This window comes from Micromonospora sp. C97, from assembly GCF_018070385.1.
In the GTDB taxonomy this organism is placed as follows: Bacteria; Actinomycetota; Actinomycetes; order Mycobacteriales; family Micromonosporaceae; genus Micromonospora; species Micromonospora parva.
Map to the genome: position 1 here is coordinate 1 of NZ_JAGPXU010000012.1, position 18607 is coordinate 18607.

Genomic DNA, 18607 nt, shown 5'->3' on the forward strand with positions numbered 1-18607 from the left:
GATCGGCGCATGTCCAGGGGGTCAGGTGCGGGTGGGTGTGGTGGTGGGTGGCCAGGACGTCGGCGCCGAAGTCGCTGGCGGGGCGGCGCAGCACCGTGTGCGCGTGGTTGCCGTCCGCTGTGGTGTTGTCGTACTCGATCAGCAGGTCGTCGCCCTGCACCCGGTAGTAGTGCCGCCGCCCGGGTTGGGTCGGGCCGGCCCAGGCGAAGTGCAGCGCGCCGGCGTCCAGTCGGGTCGCCTCCCGGATGGCCAGCTCGGGCGGCAGCCGGTCGAGGTAGAGGGCGACCACCTGGTCGAGCAGCGCGCGGCCGGTCGGTCCGAGCCGCCGCGCCGGTACGCCGAGCGGCTCCAGCGGCCCGTCGACCCGCCCACGGGTGGCGCTGATGATGTCCGCCGGCGCCTCGTCGGCGATGATGGCGGCGGCCCGTTCGGCCGGGCCCAGCGCGTCGAGCAGGGCGCGGGCCAGGTCCTCCTCGACGCCCAGTGGGCGGGAGACCGGCCGGCCGGCGTAGCGGACGGCGGCCGGGTTGGCGCCGAAGAAGATCGGCGCGGGGGAGACCTGACCGTCCACCACTGTCATGTTCACCGACAGGTGGTGGCCTTCGAGTCGCCACGCCCAGCGGTCGTCGCGCGCCGGGTCGCCGAACACGGCCACCCAGTAGTCGGCGCTGTGCCGCCCGCGCTGCCAGCCCTCAGCCCGGTCCAGCACCTCCTCCAGGGAGATGATGGCCATGGCCTGCGCGTACGCCGAGGGGCTGAGCGCGGTGGCCAGCAGCCGGTGCGCGGCCTTGCGGGCGGTGACGTCGAGGTCGGCGAGGCAGACGCCCGGTCGGGGTCGGGGCCGGTATTCCAGCCAGCGGCGGGCCGCCTCGTCGTCGAACGAGTGCGCGGCGCGCTCGCGGGCGGCGGGGTCGAGCGCGGTCAGCAGCGCGGTGCCGGCGGCCCGCATCTGCTCCGGCAGGGGATCTTCCACCGCCCCTGTATACCGCCAGGCCGGGCCGGTGTCAGCCGACGCGCAGCAGCTCGGTCATCTCCGGCAGGTCGAAGAAGCGCGCGGTTTCGAGGGCCGACGGGTTGCCGTGTGCCGGGTCGGCGCCGGCGGCGAGCAGCGCGCGGACCGCTTCGGTGCTGCTGCGGAAGACCGCCGCGGCCAGCGCGGTCTGACCCCGGTCGTTGGCCCGGGTATGGTCGGCGCCGCGGCTGAGCAGGACGGCCACCGTGTCCGGGTGGGCGTGGTACGCGGCGAGGATGAGCAGCGTGTCGCCCTTGTCGTTGGTGAGGTTGACCGGCAGGCCGGCGTCGAGTTGTGCCGCCAGCTCGTCGGTGGAGCCGGCCCGGGCCAGGTCGAACATCCGGTGCGCGAACGCCAGCGTCTCGGCGTCGAGGTCCTCGGTCACCGCCCCAGGTTAGTCGCACCGCTGCTGATAGGTTGCTCGGCCGGCGCGCTGGGGGAGGGATCCGATGGGTGAGACGGTGTACGTGGGCAACGCGGGTGTCGACGGCGCCACCAACGCCGGTTGGCTGCTCGGGCATTTCGCGCCGCCGGGAGAGATCCGGCACAGCACCGACGTCGAGGTGAAGTGGGGTGTGCATCCGCCCGGGCAGGCGCGGTCGCGGTGGGCGACCGGCGAGCTGCGCACCACGCTGCTCGTCCTCGTCGAGGGGTGTTTCCGGGTGGAGCTGCCGGACCGGACGGTACGGCTGGCCGCGCCGGGCGACTACGTGGTGTGGGCTCGTGGGGTCGACCATTCCTGGTTCGCCGAGAGCGCGTCGGTGGTGTTGACAGTGCGGTGGCCGTCGTTGCCGGGCTACCGGGTGGACCCGCCCGTGCTGCGCTGATCGACCCGTGGGGCTGACCGGCGTCCCACCAGGCGGAATTACCTACTAAACCTATAGGCTTTGCCGTCTAGAGTACGAGGGCACCCCGCCGAACGACCCGCGAGGAACCGCCATGACGCACCACCGTCCGGAGCCCGACCTGCTCACCGTTGCCGCCGGGTGGGCCGACCCGGCCGGCTGGCCGGTGGCGCTGCGGTTCGACCCCGCCGAGCGCTGGTACGCCCGCCTCGCCGTCACCGACGAGCACGAGGTGTGGGCGCTGAGCTGGCTGCCCGGGCAGGGCACCGACCTGCACGACCACGGCGGCTCCTCCGGAGCGTTCCGGGTGGTCGCCGGCGTGCTCACCGAGGAGACGGTCAGCGCCGGCCGCCTCCGCCCCCGACCGCTGCCCGCCGGTGCCGGCCGGCGCTTCGGCCCCCGGCACGTGCACCAGGTGACCAACCGGGGCGCGGACCCGGCGGTCAGCGTGCACGTCTACCGACCGGCACTGCTGCGCATGACCCGCTACCACCTGCGGGACGGTCGGCTGCGGGTCGCCGAGATCGCCGAGGCCGGCCGGTCCTGGTAGGTCGGCGCACCGAGATCCCCTGTCACCGGAAGGAACCGAGAATGCAGATGACCGCCGAGCACTGTCCCGCCCCCGTGCCGCCGCCGGGCTCCCGGGGCATCGACGAGATCCTGGCCGCCGCCCGGGCCCGGCTGCGCCGACTGGACCCGGAGCGGGCGCACCTGGCGTACCGGAGCGGTGCGCTGCTGGTCGACATCCGCCCGGCCGCCCAGCGGGCCGCGCACGGCGTGGTGCCGGGCTCGCTCATCGTCGAGCGCAACGTGCTGGAGTGGCGCTTCGACCCGCGCTGCCCAGCCCGGCTGCCGCAGGCCGTCGACTACGACGTACCGGTGGTGATCCTCTGCCAGGAGGGCTACACCTCGTCGCTGGCCGCCGCCGCGTTGCAGGACGTCGGCCTGCACCGGGCCACCGACGTGGTCGGTGGGTTCGCGGCCTGGCGGATCGCCGGCCTGCCCGCCCTCGGCCCGACCCCCCTGCACCACCGCGCACCCCACGCGTCCCCGGTCAACGCCGGCCGGACGCGCCGCTGACCGTCACGCCACACCCGGCGTGGCGGCCCACCGCCACTCAGGAGGCACCATGTCCGTCGTCGCCATCCCCACCCGCCGCCACCCTGGGGTACGCCCGGCCCGCCCGCGCACCGGCCCGACCCTGACCATCACCCTCGACCTCGCCCCGGGGCCGCTGAGCCCGCGGTTGGCCCGGCTGGTGCAGCTGCTCGGTGAGCTGGCCGAGTCGGGGGAGGGTCAACTGCGTGCCGTGCGGGACGCCACGCCGGGGCCGCACCCGGTCCCGCCTCCCGACGCCGCCGAGCCGTCCGCCGACGAGGACCATGTCCGCATCCTGGCCGGGTCGCGGACGGTCCGCCGGGGCGACCACGTCATCGCGCTGACGCGCATCGAGTACGAGCTGCTGCTGTTCCTGGCCGAGCGGCCGCGCCGGGTCTTCACGCGCCTGCAACTGCTCTCCAGCGTCTGGGGCTACGAGCACGCGGTGGCCCGGACTGTGGACGTGCACGTCCGTCGGCTGCGCGCCAAGCTGGCCGGCTCGGAGGTGATCACCACGGTCTACGGGGTCGGTTACCGGCTGGCCGACGCGGCGGCGATCAGCGTGGACCACAGCGGCTGAGCGCTGGTCCGGCGGCACGTGACCGGCCTGGTGAACCGGTCGGGGACCCCCGTATCGGGGCATCTCGGCGACTCTGCTGTAATCATCAGGCCTCGTACGCAGAGCGAGCATCTGGCTCCGATGTGTTCGTCAATTGTCACATTCATGCAACGCAGCCGCCTCTTGACCCTCGCCCAGGCGCCGGGAAGCATCGATGAAGCGGCGTCCCGGGCCGTGGGGAGATACCCGGACCAGCCCAAGGAGGACCATGTCGGTCAGCCCCGCCTCGTCGCGCGCCGGATGGCATACGTCCCAGCCCGCGGTGCCCGGTCGACCTCCCGGCGGGCAGCGTCGCCCGGCGAACACCGCCGCGCCCGTGCTCACCGTGACGCTGTCCATCCCGCTGGCCTGTGAGGAGTCGCTGACCCCGGCGGCACGGCGGCTGCTCGAGGCCGCTCGGGAGATGCTGGAACGGGGCGAAGGCGTGATCATCGGTTCGGTCCCGGCCGAACGCCGCCCCGACCAGGCGCCCGCCGCCCGGTCGGCGGCCCGCCCGATGAGCCCGACCATTCCCGCCCTGCACATCCTCGCGTCGTCGCGCTCGGTGCTGCGCGACGACGAGCCGCTGCCGTTGACCCGGCTGGAGTTCGACCTGCTGCTGCACCTGGTCGCGCACCCGCGTCGGGTGTTCACCCGGCTGCAACTGCTCAACGCCGTCTGGGGCTACGAGCACGCCGGCGTGCGTACCGTCGACGTGCACGTGCGTCGGCTGCGCGGCAAGGTCGGCGTGGACGTTCCGCTGGTCACCACCGTCTACGGCGTCGGCTACCGGCTGGCCGACGACGCCCGGGTCACCATCGACCGCACCGGCTGACCGGCGTCGCCGAGCCGCCCGGCGCGGGGCAGGATGGTCCGGTGCGCATCCGCCCCATCTCGCCCGACCTGCTCGTCACCGAGCTGACCGGTCGGCTGGCCGACGCGGCCACCCGCGTCGCGAGCGCCGCCGCCGGGCCCGCGCGGCTACGGGTGGCAGTGGACGGCGCTCCCGCCGCCGGCGCCGACGAACTGGCCGCGGCGCTCGTCGACCCGCTGCGCGCCCAGGGCCACCCGGTGCTGCACGTCCGCGCCACCGACTTCCTGCGCCCGGCGTCGCTGCGCTTCGAGTTGGGCCGCACCAACCCGGACTCCTTCTACGAGGCATGGGTCGACGAGGCCGGGCTGCGCCGCGAGGTGCTGGACCCGGCCGGTCCGGGCGGCAGCGGCCGACTGCTCCCGTCGCTCTGGGACGCCGACGCCGACCGGGCCAGCCGCGCCCGCTACGTCGACCTGGCACCCGGCGGCGTCGTCCTGGTCAGCGGCCCCCTGCTGCTCGGCGGCGGCCTGCCCTTCGACGTGACCGTCCACCTGGAGCTGTCCCCGGCGGCACTGCGCCGGCGTACCGAAGCAGCCCAGGAGTGGGCGCTGCCGGCCTTCGACAGGTACGCCGAGGAGGTCGTCCCGGCGAGCTTCGCCGACGTGGTGGTACGCGCCGACGACCCCCGCCGACCGGCGCTCGTGGAGCCCGACCAGGACGGCTGACAACAACCGAGAATCTGTCGGTTTGCGCGGCTGATCGGGCGGGTACTCGCCCGGCTCACAGAGCGCGGGTGATCGCCCGCGCACCGAACGCGACCGTGACCGAGGCCCCGTGCCGCCGGCATCCGGTTCAGCTTGAGGCAGAGGCCCAGAAAGGCAGGCAGCGATGCTCGTCCACGACACGGTCGGTACGACCCGGTCCCAGACGGAGATCGACCAGATCCGGCAGTCGCTCCAGGCGCGCTACGACGAGCTGACCGGCGAGTACGACCAGGCGGTGCTCCAGAGCCAGGTGCTGCGGCTGGTGGAGGTCGGCGACACCGCCGGCGACGACCAGGCCGACAGCGGCACCAAGACGGCCGAGCGGGACACCGCCCAGTCCCTGTTGCGCACCATCCTCGACCGCCGCGCCCAGTACGAGCACGCCCTCGGCCGGCTCGAGGAGGGCACCTACGGCTGGTGCGAGGGCTGTTCGGCGGCGATCCCGGTGGAGCGGTTGGAGATCTTCCCGTCCGCCACCACCTGCGTGACGTGCAAGCAGACGCGCGAGCGGCGGGCGGCCTGAGCCACGCCAGCGGTTGCCGGTCGGTCCGCGACGCGATGGACTGCACCAATGGGTGACATCCTGGTGGGCACCGCGTCCTGGACCGACCGCACACTGCTGGACTCGGGGTGGTACCCGCAGACCGCAGACACCCCGGAGAAGCGGTTGGCGTACTACGCCCGGCAGTTCCCACTCGTCGAAGTGGACGCCACCTACTACTCCCCGCCGGCCGAGGCGACCGCGCGGCTGTGGGCCGAGCGCACCCCGCCCGGCTTCACCTTCAACGTCAAGGCGTTCAGCCTGCTCACCGGGCACCCCACCCGGGTCAGCGCGCTCTACAAGGACCTGCGCCCCGAGACCGACAAGAAGAACGTCTACCCCGACGACCTGCCCGCGCAGTCGTACGAGGAGGTGTGGACGCGCTTCCTGTCCGCGTTGGACCCGCTGGTAGAGGCCGGCAAACTGGGTGCGCTGCTGTTCCAGTTCCCGCCCTGGTTCACCATCAAGCGGGCCAACAAGCAGTACCTGCTGGAGGTGGCGAAGCGCTGCGCGCCCCTGCGCCCGGTGTACGAGTTCCGGCACGCCTCCTGGTTCGACGGTGACAACGCCGACGAGACCCTGGCCTTCCTGCGCGAGCACCACCTGCCGTACGTGTGCGTGGACATGCCGCAGGGCCATCGTTCGTCGCTGCCGCCGGTGCTGGCCGCCACCGCGGACCTCGCGGTGATGCGTTTCCACGGCCACAGCGACAAGTGGACCAGCAAGGACATCCACGAGAAGTTCGGCTACCACTACTCCAAGCGGGAGTTGGCCGACTGGGCGCCGAAGCTGCGCGAGCTGGCCGACGAGGCCGGGCAGACCCACGTTCTCATGAACAATTGCTACCGCGACTATGCGCAGACCAACGCGAAGACCCTCGCCGGTCTCCTCGACGTGGACTGACCTCACCCGATTCGGGTGGTGCCGCATCACCCGCCGCGCGGCGAGGGTGGACGCGTGGGTACGGCCGTCCGCGGACGGTCGACGCCGGAGACGACACGGAGGTGACGGGGATGACGGTTCGACTGGTGACGGATCGACGGCGTGGTGCCGTCCTGCACGTGGTCGGCTCGGCCGACAACGCCCGGCGAGCACCGCAGGGCAGCCCGGTGCGGGCCCGCCGTGGGCCGGCGGGGCCGCCGCGCCGCGCCGATGACCGACGGTGGGACACCACGGAACGGGGGTCGACCAATGGCTGACTCGATGATCTCGGCGTTCGAGTCCTCGCTGGACAAGACGAACATCATTCTCAAGGACATCGAGGACGCCTACGGTTGGCCGAAGGAGCGACGCAACCAGTCGTACGCGGCCCTGCGCACGGTGCTGCACCTGCTGCGCGACCGGCTGCCGGTGAACGAGAGCGTGGAGTTCGCCCAGCAGTTGCCGGTGCTGGTCCGGGGTATCTACTTCGACGGCTGGGTGCCGTCGGACGTGCCGATCAAGCTCAACCGCGACGACTTCCTCTACGAGGTGCGGCAGGGCTTCCCGTACGACGCGGAGGGTGGCCCGGAGCGGGTGACGCAGGTGGTGCTGGACACGCTGCGCCGCCACGTCACCCAGGGTGAGTGGCAGGACGTGAAGGACACCATGCCCAGGGATCTCGCGGTGATGATGCCGTGACGGCCTGACAGCGTGGGCCCGCCCGACCGTCGTCGGGCGGGCTCAGTCGTCGGTGCCGGCCGCCTCGGCAGCGGTGGGCACCCGCGACACCGGGTGCCCGGCCCGGCGGGCCAGCGCGGCGAACGCGACAGCGTCCACGACCGCCGCGCCGCCCGGATCGTCGTTGAAATAGACGTACGCCGGCTCGTCCGGGCCGAAGTCGTCGGTCAGCCGGCGCACCCAGGACCGTAGCGCGGCGCGACCATAGCGGGGCCAGGGCCGCGCCCGCCCCTCGTGCAGCCGCAGGTAGCCGAAGTCGGTGGTGCGCCAGCGGGGGGCGACCGGCCGTCCGAGCCGGTCCGCCCACACCAGCGCGGCCCGACGCCGTTCCAGCACCGCCCGGGTGGCGTCGGTCCACCAGGAGGGGTGCCGGGGCTCGACAGCGACCCGCACCTGCGCCGGGAACAGTCGCAGCGTCGCGTCCAGCGCCTCGACGTCCGCCCGCAGGTTCGGTGGGAGCTGCAGCAGCACCGGGCCGAGCCGGTCACCGAGCGCGGTGGCCCGGTCGAGGAACCGGGCCACCGGTTCCGCCGGGTCGCGCAGTCGCTTGATGTGGGTGAGGTAGCGGCTCATCTTCACCGCCACGCAGAAGTCCGCCGGGGTCCGCGCCCGCCAGGCGGCGAAGGTGTCCCGCTCGGGCAGCCGGTAGAAGGCGTTGTTGACCTCGACAGTGGCGAACCCGGCCGCGAAGTGCTCCAGCCAGAGCCGCTGGGGCAGACCCCGCGGGTAGAAACGGCCGCGCCAGTCCCGGTACTGCCAGCCGGACGTGCCCACCACGATCACCAGCCCATCCTGGCACTCTGCGCCGCCGCTCGCGAACCGCCCGTGTCGCCCCGGTTCGGCGTCTACGGTGAGGGTTAGAGAAGATCGCGCGTGGGGTACCACCCGCAGCACGACGGACCCCGGCGCACGGCGGGGCGGCACACCCGAGGGAGTACCGATGGCACTCAACGATGACGACATGCAGACCACTGGCGGCGGCGGCGTGGAGGGCCCGGCCGATGGTGGCGCGACCCCCGGTCAGCACGACGGTGGTGCTGACGGTGGCGCGGAGGGTCCCGCTGACGGTGGTGCCACCCCGGGTCAGCACGACGGTGGCGCTGACGGCAGCGCGGAGGGTCCCGCTGACGGTGGTGCCACCCCGGGTCAGCACGACGGTGGCGCTGACGGCAGCGCGGAGGGTCCCGCCGACGGCGGTGCCACCCCGGGCCAGCAGGACGGTGGCGCTGACGGCAGCGCCCGGTAGCGGCACGCCATGACGTACCTCGACCCGCCGGGCGGCCACCACGGCCGCCCGGCGGTTCCGTCCGCCGAGGCCACCGCCGCGTTGGCCCGCTGCGTCTCGGTCGAACCGGCCAAGTTCGCCGCCGCGCACTGGGGGCACACCCCGCTGCTCTCGCGCGCCGCCGACCTGCCCGACCCGTCCGGCTTCACCGACCTGCTCAGCCCCGCCGACGCCGACGAACTGCTGAGTCGGCGCGGTCTGCGTACCCCGTTCCTGCGCGTGGCCAAGGACGGCCAGTTGGTCGCGGCGTCGCGCTGGACCGGCGGCGGCGGTGCGGGCGCCGAGATCGGCGACCAGGTCCTCGACGAGCGGGTCCTGGAGCAGTACGCCTCCGGGGCCACCCTGGTGTTGCAGGGTCTGCACCGGATCTGGCCACCGCTCGTCGACTTCGCCCGCGATCTGGGCCTCGCGCTCAACCAGCCGTTGCAGATCAACGCCTACCTGACCCCGGCCGGCAGTCAGGGCTTCGCCACCCACTACGACACCCACGACGTGTTCGTGCTCCAGGTCGACGGCCGCAAGCACTGGCGCATCCACCCGCCGGTGCTGCCCGACCCGCTGGAGAAGCAGCAGTGGGGTGGCCGCGCCGACGAGGTTGCCGCCACCGCACAGGGCCCGGCCGCGCTGGACGTGGTGCTCGCCCCCGGTGACGCCCTCTACCTGCCCCGGGGGTGGCTGCACAGCGCGCAGGCGCAGGACGCCAGCTCGCTGCACCTGACCGTGGGCATCCGCGCGTTCACCCGCTACGCCCTGGTCGAGGAGTTGTTGGCGCTGGCCGCCGAGGACCAGCGGCTGCGGGCCAGCCTGCCGTTCGGCATCGACGTCGCCGACCCGGACGCCATCGAGCCGGAGCTGACCGAGACCGTGGAGGCGTTGCGGGACTGGCTGCTGCGCGCCGACCCGGGCGCGGTCGCCGCGCGGCTGCGCCAGCGCGCCTGGCCGGCCGCCCGCCCGGCGCCGATCCGGCCGCTCGCCCAGGCCGACGCGCTGGCCACCCTGGACGCCGACTCCCGGCTCACACTGCGGCCGGGCCTGCGCTGGCAGCTGGTGCCGCACGATCCGGAGACGGTGGCGGTGCGGCTTTTGGTTCGCACCATCACCCTGCCGGCGAGCTGCGAGCCGGCCGCCCGCGCCCTGCTCACCGGCACCGTCACCCGGGTCGGTGACCTGCCGGGTCTACCCGACGACGCCGACCGGGTCACCCTGGCCCGACGGCTGCTCCGCGAGGCGGTGCTCGTCCCGGCTCTGACCGGCTGATCGAGCGGTCCCGGCCGTGATCGAGCGGTCCCGGCCGTGATCGACTCGCTTTTCAGGAAGTCGCGGTGTCCGGGAGGCAGGGACAGCGCGGTTTCCAGGAAGCCGAGTCGATCACGACGGGGCGCGCACGGCGGGAGGCCCCGCGCCGGCGGGACCGCCGCACGCGGGGTCAGCGGCCGAGGACCAGCAGCAGCACGGTGGTCAGCAGACCGGCACCGAAGACCACGGTGATCGGCCGGGGACCGAGCACCGCGTGCCGGCGGTCGGCCAGCACCCGCGCCGGCACCAGACCCACCAGCGGGCCGAGCAGCGTCACCACCAGCGCCAGCACCGGCAGACCGACCGCCAGGTCGCCGCCGTAGCCGACACCGAGCGCGCGGGCACCGGCACCCAGCGCGTACGCCAGCACCCCGCCGGCCACCCCGCAGAGCGCCAGCAGCGGGTTGACCGAGCCCGGCAGCTCGCCCGGCTGACCGGCCCGGTCCAGCAGGTCGCGGGCCTTGGCGAGCAGCAGCACCGGGTCGGTGGCCCCGACGCCGTTGGCCGGGGCGGGCGGGCCGCCCAGGCGACGGGCGCCGAGGCGCGAACGCACCAGCTGCCACAGGTGGGCCACCTCGGCGTCGACCCGTTCCTGCAGCTCACGGGCGGCGACCAGCTCCTCCTCGGCGCTGCGGAGCTGCTCGGCCGCGTCGGCGACGGCCCGCTCGGCGGCGGCGCACTGCCGCTCGTGCCAGGTGTGCGCCTCGGCGCGCTGTTCGCGCACCCGCGCGGTGAGGTCGGCCAGCCGCCGCAGCTGCGCCGCGTACGTCTCGCTGGTCACCGGTTCGTTCATCGTGTCGGTCCATACGGGATGATCACCTGTCCGGTGCGGTGGACCGCCCGGTCGAAGAAGAGGCCCCGCCACGGGCGGGGATACCAGTCCGGGCCGCCGGTGCCCGGGTAAAGCGAGGAACCCAGCTCCCCGCCGTGCGCGTCCAGGGCCACCCACGCGCCGATCTGGTCCGTGCGGGCGGCCGGCCCACCCAGGTCGGCGCGCATCCGGGCGACACCCCGCCACCAGGCCAGCACGTGCGTGCGCCGCTCCGGCCCGTCGTGCAGGATCCGGCGCAGCTGCTCCAGACCGGTCCGCCGACCCGCCCGGACTGCCAGCGCGCCCGCTGCCGCGTCGACTGCGAACAACAGCAGGTAGTGCGGGCTCCCCGGGCCGCCGCTGAGCCCGTCGGCCGTCTCGGCCATCAGCTCGCCGACGGTCTCCTCGTCGTACCAGGCGGCGTCGTCGGCCAGGTCGTCGTAGAGGGCGCGGGCGACCGGGTCGGCGTCCGCGTCGAGGCAGGCGATGGAGAACCGGGCGGTGCCCGGCGGGTGCTGGCGGGCCAGCGACCGGGCCGCCGCGTCCAGCACCGCGCACGCCTCGTCGACCCGGGTGCCGAGCACCGCGAGGTTGCGGCCCGGGGCGCGCGGCAGCCGCAGCGCCGCCGAGCGGGACTGCACGTCGATGATCTCGCCGAGCAGCGCCACCGGGTTACGCGGCGCGCTCCCGTCCGGCGGCGCGGCCAGCGCCCGGAAGTCCGGGGCGTCGCCCAGCCGGGGGATCGCGTCGCCGTCGAAGAGCCGGGCGGGCGCCGCGTCGGGGGCGCGCATCCGCCACAGCCGGTGCTGCAACCCGCTCCAGGTCTCCCAGTCGCTGGCGGACGGGATGCGGGCGACCTCGTTGCCCTCCACCATGCCCGACTCCGCGTTGACCACCGCGTGCCAACGCGGCAGGGACTGCGCGGCGTCGTTGCGCTCGGCGAGGATGCGCAACGCCTTGGGCAGGGCGATGCGCAGGGTGAACTGGGCGACCAGCGCGGGACGGCCCCACAGCGCCTCGATGCCCCGTACGTCCTGCGAGGCGAGGACCAGGTGGATGCCCTGGGACCGGCCGCGCCGGGCCAGGTCCTCCAGCAGGTCGGCCGCCTCCCGGGCGACCACGTCCCGGCCGGCCAGCAGCATCTGGAACTCGTCCACCACCGCGACGATGCGGGGCCAGTGCCCGGTCGGGTCGACCGCGCGCAGCTCGGCCAGCTTGGTCACCTCGTGCTTCTTGGCCGCGTCGGCGCGTCGGCGCAACTCCTCGGCGAGGAAGCGCAGCAGCGCCAGCCCGAACTCCCGGTCGGTGTTGACGTTGATGCCGACCAGGCGCATGTGCGGCAACCAGCTCGGGTCGCGCCGGCCCTGCGCGAACCGCGCGAAGGAAACCCCCTCCTTGAAATCCAGCAGGTAGAACTCCAGCTCGGCGGGGGAGTAGCGGGCCGCCAGGGCGCCGATCCAGGCGAAGATCAGGTTGGTCTTGCCGGTGCCGGACGGCCCACCGATCAGCGCGTGCGGTGGATAGTCGCCCAGCGTCACCCGCACCGGCCGGCCGTGCGGGCCCTCACCGATCGGCGCGGTCAACCCGTCGGCGGAGTCCTCCCGCCACATCAGCTCGGGCGGGGGCAGCAGGTCGGTGAAGGGGGTCGGCGGCGGGCCCGCGTTCACCCGGGCGGCCACGTCCCGGCAGGTCTCGGTGACCAGCGTCGCCGGTGGCGGTGGGTCCAGCCGGACCGGCAGCCCGGCCGAACCGCCGATCCGCGCGCCGGACGCTTCGGCCACCACCCGGGTCACCGTCGGGTCCTCCGGCAACGGCGCACCGTGCACCACCAGGTGTACGCCGCAGGCGGCGCCGGCACGCACCACCCGGTCCAGTTGCCCGCGCTCGTGCCGGTTCAGCTCCTCCCCGCCGAGCAGCACCGCCACCCGCCACGGTTCGGGTCGTCGACCGGTCGCCGCCGCCAGTTCGCGCAGCGACGCGTACTCCCCGGCGAGGACCGTCTCGTTGATCCGGCGGATCTGCTCCACCAGGTCGTCCAGCAGCGGACCCAACCCGCCCGGGCCGACGAAGGTGAGCAGCCCCGCCGTGCCCAACGGGGCGAACCCGGCCAGACCACCGCCGAGCTGGTCCGGGTCGTACCCGATCAGTCGTACCGCCCCGGGGTCGGCGCGACCGACGGCCCGCAGCAGCAACGCGGCCACCACCGCGTCGCAGCCGGCGCGGTCGTTTCCGGAGAGGTGGACGTGCCCGGCGTCGAGCAGCGGCACCAGCGCGGGCACCGGGTCGACGCCGTCGATCCCGACCGTGCCGACCCGCAGCGCGCCGGGCGGCTCGGCCCGGCGGGCGGGCGTCGGCGCCCACCCGGCCCAGTCGGCCCCCGCGCAGCCGGGGGCCTCCTGCCGGGCCGCGTCGGCGGCCCGCCGGGCCAGCTCCGCGATCCGGGCCGAGTAGCGGGCGTCGATCTCGGCGATGCGGCGGTCGCGTTGGGCGCCCACCCGCTGCGGTACGGCGGCGGCCGCCCGCTGGACCCGGGCCAGTCGTTCCCGGCCGGCGGTCAGCTCGGCGTGGGCGGCGGACAGCCGGGTACGGGTGGCGCCGAGCGCCTCGGCGAGGGTGTCCCGGACCCGGCTGGCCAGCTGACCGCGCCGGTCAGCCATCAGAGCCCCGACGCGTCGGCGCGTCCCGCCACGGGCTGCCCGAGCGCGGGGGTGGCCCGCCGGGGCGCGGCGACAGCCCGTCCGGGCGCGGCGGCAGGCCACCGGAGCGCTGCGCGGCGGGCGTGCCCGGCCGCTGCACCGCACCGCCGGGGCGGGGAACCCCGACCGCTGGCCGTCCGGTCCCACCCGGTCGCTGCGCGCCCGCCGGTTGCCCGGTGCGCGCCGGCTGCCCCGCGTCGCCTCGCGGACCCGCGCCCGCCGGTTCTCTCGCGCCGCCGGCTTCTCTCGCGCCGCCGGCCGGCAGGTCCCGCCCGAGGCGGGCGAGCAACAGCCCGGTCGCCACCCCGGCGGTCACCGCGGAGTCGGCGGCGTGCGGCGGCTCGCCGGAGGAGCGCGGCGGCGGCATCCGGCACACCCGGGTCAGCAGCGTCTCCAGCACCGGCGGCGGCAGCCCGGGCAGCAGGTCACGGACGCGCCCGTCCAACTCGCCGCGCAGCCGACCGAGGTCGCTGGCGCGGGGCGGGTGCCCGAGCAGCTCACCGGCCAGCTCGCGCAGCAGCGGTGGCGCCAGCGCCGCCATGCCCAGCCCCACGTCGGCGGAGGCCCGGCGCAGCTCCGTGCGGAGCCGGTCCCGGTCGCCGGAGCGGACCCCACCCGCCACCCGGCGCAGCAACTCCTGGGAGTCGCCCACCCGCTCGTCGGGTTCGTCGTCGGTGCCCTCGCGCCCGCCGGTCAGCTCGGCCACCCGCACCGACCACCAGCGGCGCATGCGCACCTGCTCGGCCGGCTCCGGTGCCACGGCGGTGGGCCCGGCCGCCGGTGGCGTGTCGTGTCGGGGAGCGCGTTGCTCGGGGCGGGGGGCCGGGCCGCCGTCCGCGCCGAGCCCGATCGCCGTCAGGTAGGCCGACAGCTGCTCCTGCGCCACCCGCAGCGCGTAGCCGGCGCTCTCGGCGTGCTCGGTGGCGGCGGACAGCTCGGGCACCCCCATCGGGTTGGCCGACTCCTGTCGTACCCAGCGCAGCCGCTCCGCGGCCAGGCCGAACTTCTCCAGCGCCTGCCCGAGCAGGGCGTGCGGGAACTCCTCGGTGGCGGCACGGACCTGCCCGCCGACATCCTCGATGATGGACATGACGGCCTACAGGGTGGAGACGTAGAGCTGCGCCTGCTCCACCGCGACAAGTGTCGCGGCGAGACACTCCTCCAGCTCCTGGCTGGCCTGGGTCAGCGAGGCCTGGGCCGCCTCGACGGTCTCGTGCCCGCTGCCCTCCAGCGCCCCGGCCAGGGTCTGCTGGGCCTCGGACAGTTTCTCGCCGGCCGCCTGCACGGCTGTCTGTCCGTCTCCGATCTGTTGGAGGGCGACATCGATGGCAGCCTTCAGCTCGGCGACGCTCGCCACGGCGAAACCTCCTGGGGGCGGGGAGATCTCCATTAGAGCCTATCGGCGGTCGGGAAAGAACATCCGCCCTGTCGGTGTTCCTGCCCGCCTGTCCGGAAGGCCCTCGGAAGTGCCGGGAGTCCGATCTGTGGGAGTCCCAGTGCGAGAATTTCTCAGTTGCTGGTCGGGTTCTCGCGAAGCCAGCGCGGCCCGTACACCTCCGCGCCCAGCGCCGTCACCCGCCCGCGCAACTCCCGGTCGGCGGTGACCACCAGCCGACGACGCCGCGGCTCCGCCTCCACCAGCTCGACCACCGTGTCGTCGCCGGAGCCGGCCGCGGAGACCACCCGTACGCCCTCGGTGCCCGGCACGTCCCGCGCGGCCCCCTCGACCACCAGGACCACCTCCACCGGGGCGGGCAGCCGGGCCGGTAACCCGACGGTCGCCACCGGGGCGAGCGAGTCGCGCAAGCGGGCCGCGGCACCGGCACGGTCACGCCACCACCCGTTCGGGCGGGAGCCGACCACGTTGGCGCCATCCACGATCAGCAGCGGGGTCTCATCCATCCCGCCAGCCTGCCACCACCGTGCGGCAGTGGCCCGACGCCACTCCCGGAATGCCGGTGCACCGTCACCTGCGGCGTTTGTCGGGGCGCGCGCCGGGTAGCCCCTGCCGACCGTGCCGAGCCCTACCGCGGAGGACAGACATGATGGGACCCGGTGACATCGGCTCCGACCCGTGGGACGAATTCCTGGCCAGGTACTTCGGCCGGGGCGAGGGAGGGCGCCGACCGCCGCACCGGGTCGACATCACCCGACTGATGACGGCCGACGCCCGGGAGATGCTGGCCGACGCCGCCCGGCGGGCCGCGCAACGGCACAGCAGCGACCTGGACACCGACCACCTGCTCTGGGCGGCGCTGCAACGCGAACCGCTGCGCGACCTGGTACGCCGGGCCGGGGCCGACCCGGACACCCTGCTCAACGCCCTCGGCGGAAAGGGTGACGGCGCGCCGCGCGGGGAGGTGCCGCCCAACCTGTCGTTGACCCCGGCCGCCAAGCGGGCGCTGCTCGACGCCCACCAGCTGTCCCGGGCGATGGGCGCCAACTACATCGGCCCGGAGCACATCCTGATGGCGCTGCCGCTCAACCCGGAGTCACCCGCCGGGCGGATGCTGGCCGCCGGCCGGATCCAACCCGAGTCGTTGCAGGCCGCCAACGCCGAGCGCGGGCCGATGGCCGGGCCGAAGCCGGACCGCGGCACCCCCACCCTGGACCAGTACGGGCAGGACCTCACCGACCTGGCCCGCAACGACCAGATCGACCCGGTGATCGGGCGCGCCGACGAGATCGAGCAGGCGGTGGAGATCCTGTCCCGGCGTACCAAGAACAACCCGGTGCTGATCGGCGAGGCCGGCGTCGGCAAGACCGCCATCGTCGAGGGGCTGGCCGAACGGATCTGCGACGGCGACGTACCGCAGACCCTGCTCGGCAAGCGGGTCGTCCAACTCGACCTGGCCGGCCTGGTCGCCGGCACCCGCTACCGGGGCGACTTCGAGGAGCGGCTGAAGAAGGTGATCGACGAGATCCGGGCGCACCGGGACGAGCTGATCATCTTCATGGACGAGATCCACACCCTGGTCGGTGCCGGCGGCGCCGGCAGCGAGGGCGGGATGGACGCGTCCAACATGCTCAAACCCGCCCTCGCCCGCGGTGAGTTGCGGGTGATCGGCGCGACGACGCTGGACGAGTACCGCAAGAGCATCGAGAAGGACGCCGCCCTGGCCCGACGCTTCCAGCCGGTGCTGGTGCCCGAGCCCAGCGTCGACGACACCATCGCCATCCTGCGGGGGCTGCGCGACCGGTACGAGGCCCACCACCAGGTGCGCTTCACCGACGAGGCGCTGGTCGCCGCCGCCGAGCTGTCCGACCGGTACGTCACCGACCGGTTCCTGCCGGACAAGGCGATCGACCTGATCGACCAGGCCGGCGCCCGGGTGCGGTTGCGCACCCGTACCCCCGCGTCCGACGTGCGGGAGCTGGAACAGGAGCTCGACGAGGTACGCCGGGACAAGGAACAGGCGGTCACCGACGAGCAGTACGAGCGGGCCTCCGCGCTGCGTGACCGGATCGCCGAGCTGGAACAGCAGATCCGCCAGGCCAACGGCGAGGACGGGATGTCCTCCTCGCAGGTGCCCGAGGTGGGCCCGCAGGAGATCGCCGAGGTGGTCTCCCGGGCCACCGGCATCCCGGTCAGCCAGCTCACCGAGGAGGAACGCGACCGGCTGCTGCGCCTGGAGGGTCACCTGCACCAGAAGGTCGTCGGTCAGGACGACGCGGTCACCGCGGTCGCCGAGGCCGTCCGCCGCTCCCGGGCCGGGCTGGCCGACCCGGAGCGGCCGATGGGCAGTTTCCTGTTCCTCGGCCCGACCGGTGTCGGCAAGACCGAGTTGGCGCGGGCGCTGGCCGAGGCGTTGTTCGGCGAGGCGGACCGGATGGTCCGGGTGGACATGAGCGAGTTCCAGGAACGGCACACGGTCAGTCGGCTGGTCGGCGCGCCGCCCGGATACGTCGGCTACGAGGAGGCCGGCCAGCTCACCGAGGCGGTGCGTCGCCGCCCGTACGCGGTGGTGCTGCTCGACGAGATCGAGAAGGCCCACCCGGACGTGTTCAACATCCTGCTCCAGGTGCTCGACGACGGGCGGCTCACCGACAGCCAGGGTCGCACCGTGAACTTCAAGAACACCGTACTGATCATGACGAGCAACCTCGGCTCCGAGCTGATCACCGGCGCCCAACGCTCGGTCGGCTTCGGCACCGGGGACGTGGGCAGCGAGCAGGAGAGCAACGAGCTGCGGGAGCGGCTCATGCGCCGGCTGCAGGAGAACTTCCGCCCGGAGTTCCTGAACCGCATCGACGAGGTCATCATCTTCCGCCGGCTGGAGGCCGAGCAGCTGCGCGACATCACCGCGCTGCTGCTGGAGGAGACCCGCCGCCGCATGCACGCCCAGGACCTCCAGGTGGAGTTCACCACCGCCGGCATCGACTGGCTCGCCGAGCACGGCTACCAGCCGGAGTTCGGCGCCCGCCCGCTGCGCCGGGTGATCCAGCGGGAGGTGGACAACCACCTGTCCCGGATGCTGCTGGAGTCGGCGATCTCGCCCGGGCAGAAGGTCACCGTGGACGTCCGCGACGGCGCGCTCACCTTCGACGTGACAGCGGGCGAGCGGGGGTACACCGCCGCCACGACCACCCACCCGCGATGAGCGGGCCGGCGCGAAGGGACGACCACGAGGACCCGCACGAGCCCGCGGAGGCCGCGAAACCCCGGGACGAGGACGACGAGCATCCCGACCCGATCCTGGCGCCGCCCACCGCCAATCCCCGCCGGACACGGGTGCCCGCGGAGGGCCTGCATCCGAAGACCGACCAGGACGACCCGGAGACGTCCGGGCCGCCACCCGAAGAGGAGACCTGATGGTACGCGAAGCGCGGCTCGACCCCGAGGTGGAAGTGCTCTGGGAGGACTTCCACGCCGAGGTCAACGTCCCGTCGGAGCAGCTGCGGACCTGGCTGCTGACCCGGGGCTCGGGGGAGGACTCGTTCGGCCCGAACCCGAACCTCGACCTGCCCCAACCGGGCCGGGAGATCCTCAAGGTGCTCAACAAGCGCAAGGTGGACCTCACCCCGGAGGACATCGAGGTGATGCGGGAGGCGGTCGAGCGCATCCGCGAGCTGATGGACGCCAAGCCCTCGCGCGGCAACGCCGACGACACCTGGCGGCACTCCCTGCTCGACCTGGGGCACGACCCGCTCGTCGAACGCTGAACGAAGCTCACCCACGACGGTGCCG

Annotated in this window: 23 protein-coding genes; 15 read left to right on the top strand and 8 right to left on the bottom strand. The window is 74.1% G+C overall.

The window, feature by feature from the left end:
• The coding region (locus KBX26_RS17505; protein WP_210865902.1) for a DUF3500 domain-containing protein at nt 1-973 on the bottom strand (973 nt) is incomplete at its 3' end.
• Between the two features lie 31 nt (nt 974-1004).
• Complete coding sequence (locus tag KBX26_RS17510; RefSeq protein WP_247680770.1) at nt 1005-1352, bottom strand: ankyrin repeat domain-containing protein; 348 nt, start codon at nt 1350-1352, stop codon at nt 1005-1007.
• A gap of 109 nt (nt 1353-1461) precedes the next feature.
• Between KBX26_RS17510 and KBX26_RS17515 the strand changes: the two genes are divergently transcribed.
• From KBX26_RS17515 to KBX26_RS17560, 10 genes are all read left to right on the top strand, one after another.
• Complete coding sequence (locus KBX26_RS17515) at nt 1462-1839, top strand: signal peptidase I (RefSeq protein ID WP_030332718.1); 378 nt, start codon at nt 1462-1464, stop codon at nt 1837-1839.
• Nucleotides 1840-1951: 112 nt separating this feature from the next.
• Nucleotides 1952-2407 (top strand): cysteine dioxygenase family protein, encoded by a 456-nt coding sequence (locus KBX26_RS17520; RefSeq protein WP_210865904.1) that lies wholly within the window; start codon nt 1952-1954, stop codon nt 2405-2407.
• A 41-nt stretch (nt 2408-2448) separates the two neighbouring features.
• Nucleotides 2449-2937, top strand: coding sequence for a rhodanese-like domain-containing protein (locus KBX26_RS17525; protein ID WP_030332722.1), 489 nt, complete (start codon nt 2449-2451; stop codon nt 2935-2937).
• Between the two features lie 49 nt (nt 2938-2986).
• Nucleotides 2987-3535 (top strand): winged helix-turn-helix domain-containing protein, encoded by a 549-nt coding sequence (locus tag KBX26_RS17530; protein ID WP_210863740.1) that lies wholly within the window; start codon nt 2987-2989, stop codon nt 3533-3535.
• Nucleotides 3536-3782: 247 nt separating this feature from the next.
• The gene (locus tag KBX26_RS17535) at nt 3783-4388 is read left to right on the top strand and encodes a winged helix-turn-helix domain-containing protein (RefSeq protein WP_030332725.1); all 606 of its coding nucleotides are present in this window, start codon (nt 3783-3785) and stop codon (nt 4386-4388) included.
• A gap of 41 nt (nt 4389-4429) precedes the next feature.
• Entirely contained in the window at nt 4430-5092 is a 663-nt protein-coding gene (locus KBX26_RS17540) for a uridine kinase (protein ID WP_030332727.1), read from the top strand.
• Nucleotides 5093-5255: 163 nt separating this feature from the next.
• Complete coding sequence (locus KBX26_RS17545) at nt 5256-5654, top strand: TraR/DksA C4-type zinc finger protein (protein WP_030332729.1); 399 nt, start codon at nt 5256-5258, stop codon at nt 5652-5654.
• A 48-nt stretch (nt 5655-5702) separates the two neighbouring features.
• Nucleotides 5703-6575, top strand: a complete 873-nt coding sequence (locus KBX26_RS17550) for a DUF72 domain-containing protein (protein WP_210859558.1) — start codon at nt 5703-5705, stop codon at nt 6573-6575.
• A gap of 110 nt (nt 6576-6685) precedes the next feature.
• Entirely contained in the window at nt 6686-6871 is a 186-nt protein-coding gene (locus tag KBX26_RS17555; RefSeq protein ID WP_030332733.1) for a hypothetical protein, read from the top strand.
• Complete coding sequence (locus tag KBX26_RS17560) at nt 6864-7292, top strand: DUF2267 domain-containing protein (RefSeq protein ID WP_030332735.1); 429 nt, start codon at nt 6864-6866, stop codon at nt 7290-7292. Before KBX26_RS17555 ends, KBX26_RS17560 begins: the two co-directional genes overlap by 8 nt.
• 42 nt (nt 7293-7334) lie before the next feature.
• On the opposite strand, the gene KBX26_RS17565 is transcribed toward KBX26_RS17560, so the two are convergent.
• Nucleotides 7335-8114, bottom strand: a complete 780-nt coding sequence (locus KBX26_RS17565; protein WP_210865905.1) for a DUF72 domain-containing protein — start codon at nt 8112-8114, stop codon at nt 7335-7337.
• A 157-nt stretch (nt 8115-8271) separates the two neighbouring features.
• On the opposite strand from KBX26_RS17565, the gene KBX26_RS17570 reads away from it, so the two are divergent.
• A complete protein-coding gene (locus tag KBX26_RS17570) occupies nt 8272-8577 on the top strand; it encodes a hypothetical protein (protein ID WP_030332739.1) in 306 nt (101 codons plus the stop codon).
• Between the two features lie 9 nt (nt 8578-8586).
• Nucleotides 8587-9873 carry a cupin domain-containing protein gene (locus KBX26_RS17575; RefSeq protein ID WP_210865906.1) on the top strand — a complete coding sequence of 429 codons (1287 nt, stop codon included), beginning with the start codon at nt 8587-8589 and terminating at the stop codon, nt 9871-9873.
• A gap of 169 nt (nt 9874-10042) precedes the next feature.
• Here the strand turns inward: KBX26_RS17575 and KBX26_RS17580 are convergent, their stop codons facing one another.
• The 5 genes from KBX26_RS17580 to KBX26_RS17600 form a co-directional block, all read right to left on the bottom strand.
• A complete protein-coding gene (locus KBX26_RS17580; RefSeq protein ID WP_210859554.1) occupies nt 10043-10705 on the bottom strand; it encodes a hypothetical protein in 663 nt (220 codons plus the stop codon).
• Entirely contained in the window at nt 10702-13380 is a 2679-nt protein-coding gene (locus KBX26_RS17585) for an FtsK/SpoIIIE domain-containing protein (protein ID WP_210865907.1), read from the bottom strand. The genes KBX26_RS17580 and KBX26_RS17585 overlap by 4 nt, the downstream gene beginning before the upstream one ends.
• Nucleotides 13373-14509 carry a hypothetical protein gene (locus KBX26_RS17590; RefSeq protein ID WP_210865908.1) on the bottom strand — a complete coding sequence of 379 codons (1137 nt, stop codon included), beginning with the start codon at nt 14507-14509 and terminating at the stop codon, nt 13373-13375. The genes KBX26_RS17585 and KBX26_RS17590 overlap by 8 nt, the downstream gene beginning before the upstream one ends.
• A 6-nt stretch (nt 14510-14515) precedes the next feature.
• The gene (locus tag KBX26_RS17595) at nt 14516-14776 is read right to left on the bottom strand and encodes a hypothetical protein (protein WP_030332749.1); all 261 of its coding nucleotides are present in this window, start codon (nt 14774-14776) and stop codon (nt 14516-14518) included.
• 152 nt (nt 14777-14928) lie between these two features.
• Entirely contained in the window at nt 14929-15321 is a 393-nt protein-coding gene (locus tag KBX26_RS17600) for a hypothetical protein (RefSeq protein WP_030332751.1), read from the bottom strand.
• Between the two features lie 140 nt (nt 15322-15461).
• Here KBX26_RS17600 and KBX26_RS17605 point away from each other — a divergent pair, with 140 nt between their 5' ends.
• The 3 genes from KBX26_RS17605 to KBX26_RS17615 are packed head-to-tail and all read left to right on the top strand — an operon-like array spanning nt 15462 to nt 18582.
• A complete protein-coding gene (locus tag KBX26_RS17605; protein WP_030332753.1) occupies nt 15462-18020 on the top strand; it encodes an ATP-dependent Clp protease ATP-binding subunit in 2559 nt (852 codons plus the stop codon).
• Nucleotides 18017-18232 (top strand): hypothetical protein, encoded by a 216-nt coding sequence (locus KBX26_RS17610; protein WP_030332755.1) that lies wholly within the window; start codon nt 18017-18019, stop codon nt 18230-18232. The genes KBX26_RS17605 and KBX26_RS17610 overlap by 4 nt, the downstream gene beginning before the upstream one ends.
• Nucleotides 18232-18582 carry a DUF3140 domain-containing protein gene (locus tag KBX26_RS17615; protein WP_030332757.1) on the top strand — a complete coding sequence of 117 codons (351 nt, stop codon included), beginning with the start codon at nt 18232-18234 and terminating at the stop codon, nt 18580-18582. The genes KBX26_RS17610 and KBX26_RS17615 overlap by 1 nt, the downstream gene beginning before the upstream one ends.
• Nucleotides 18583-18607 lie beyond the last annotated feature (25 nt).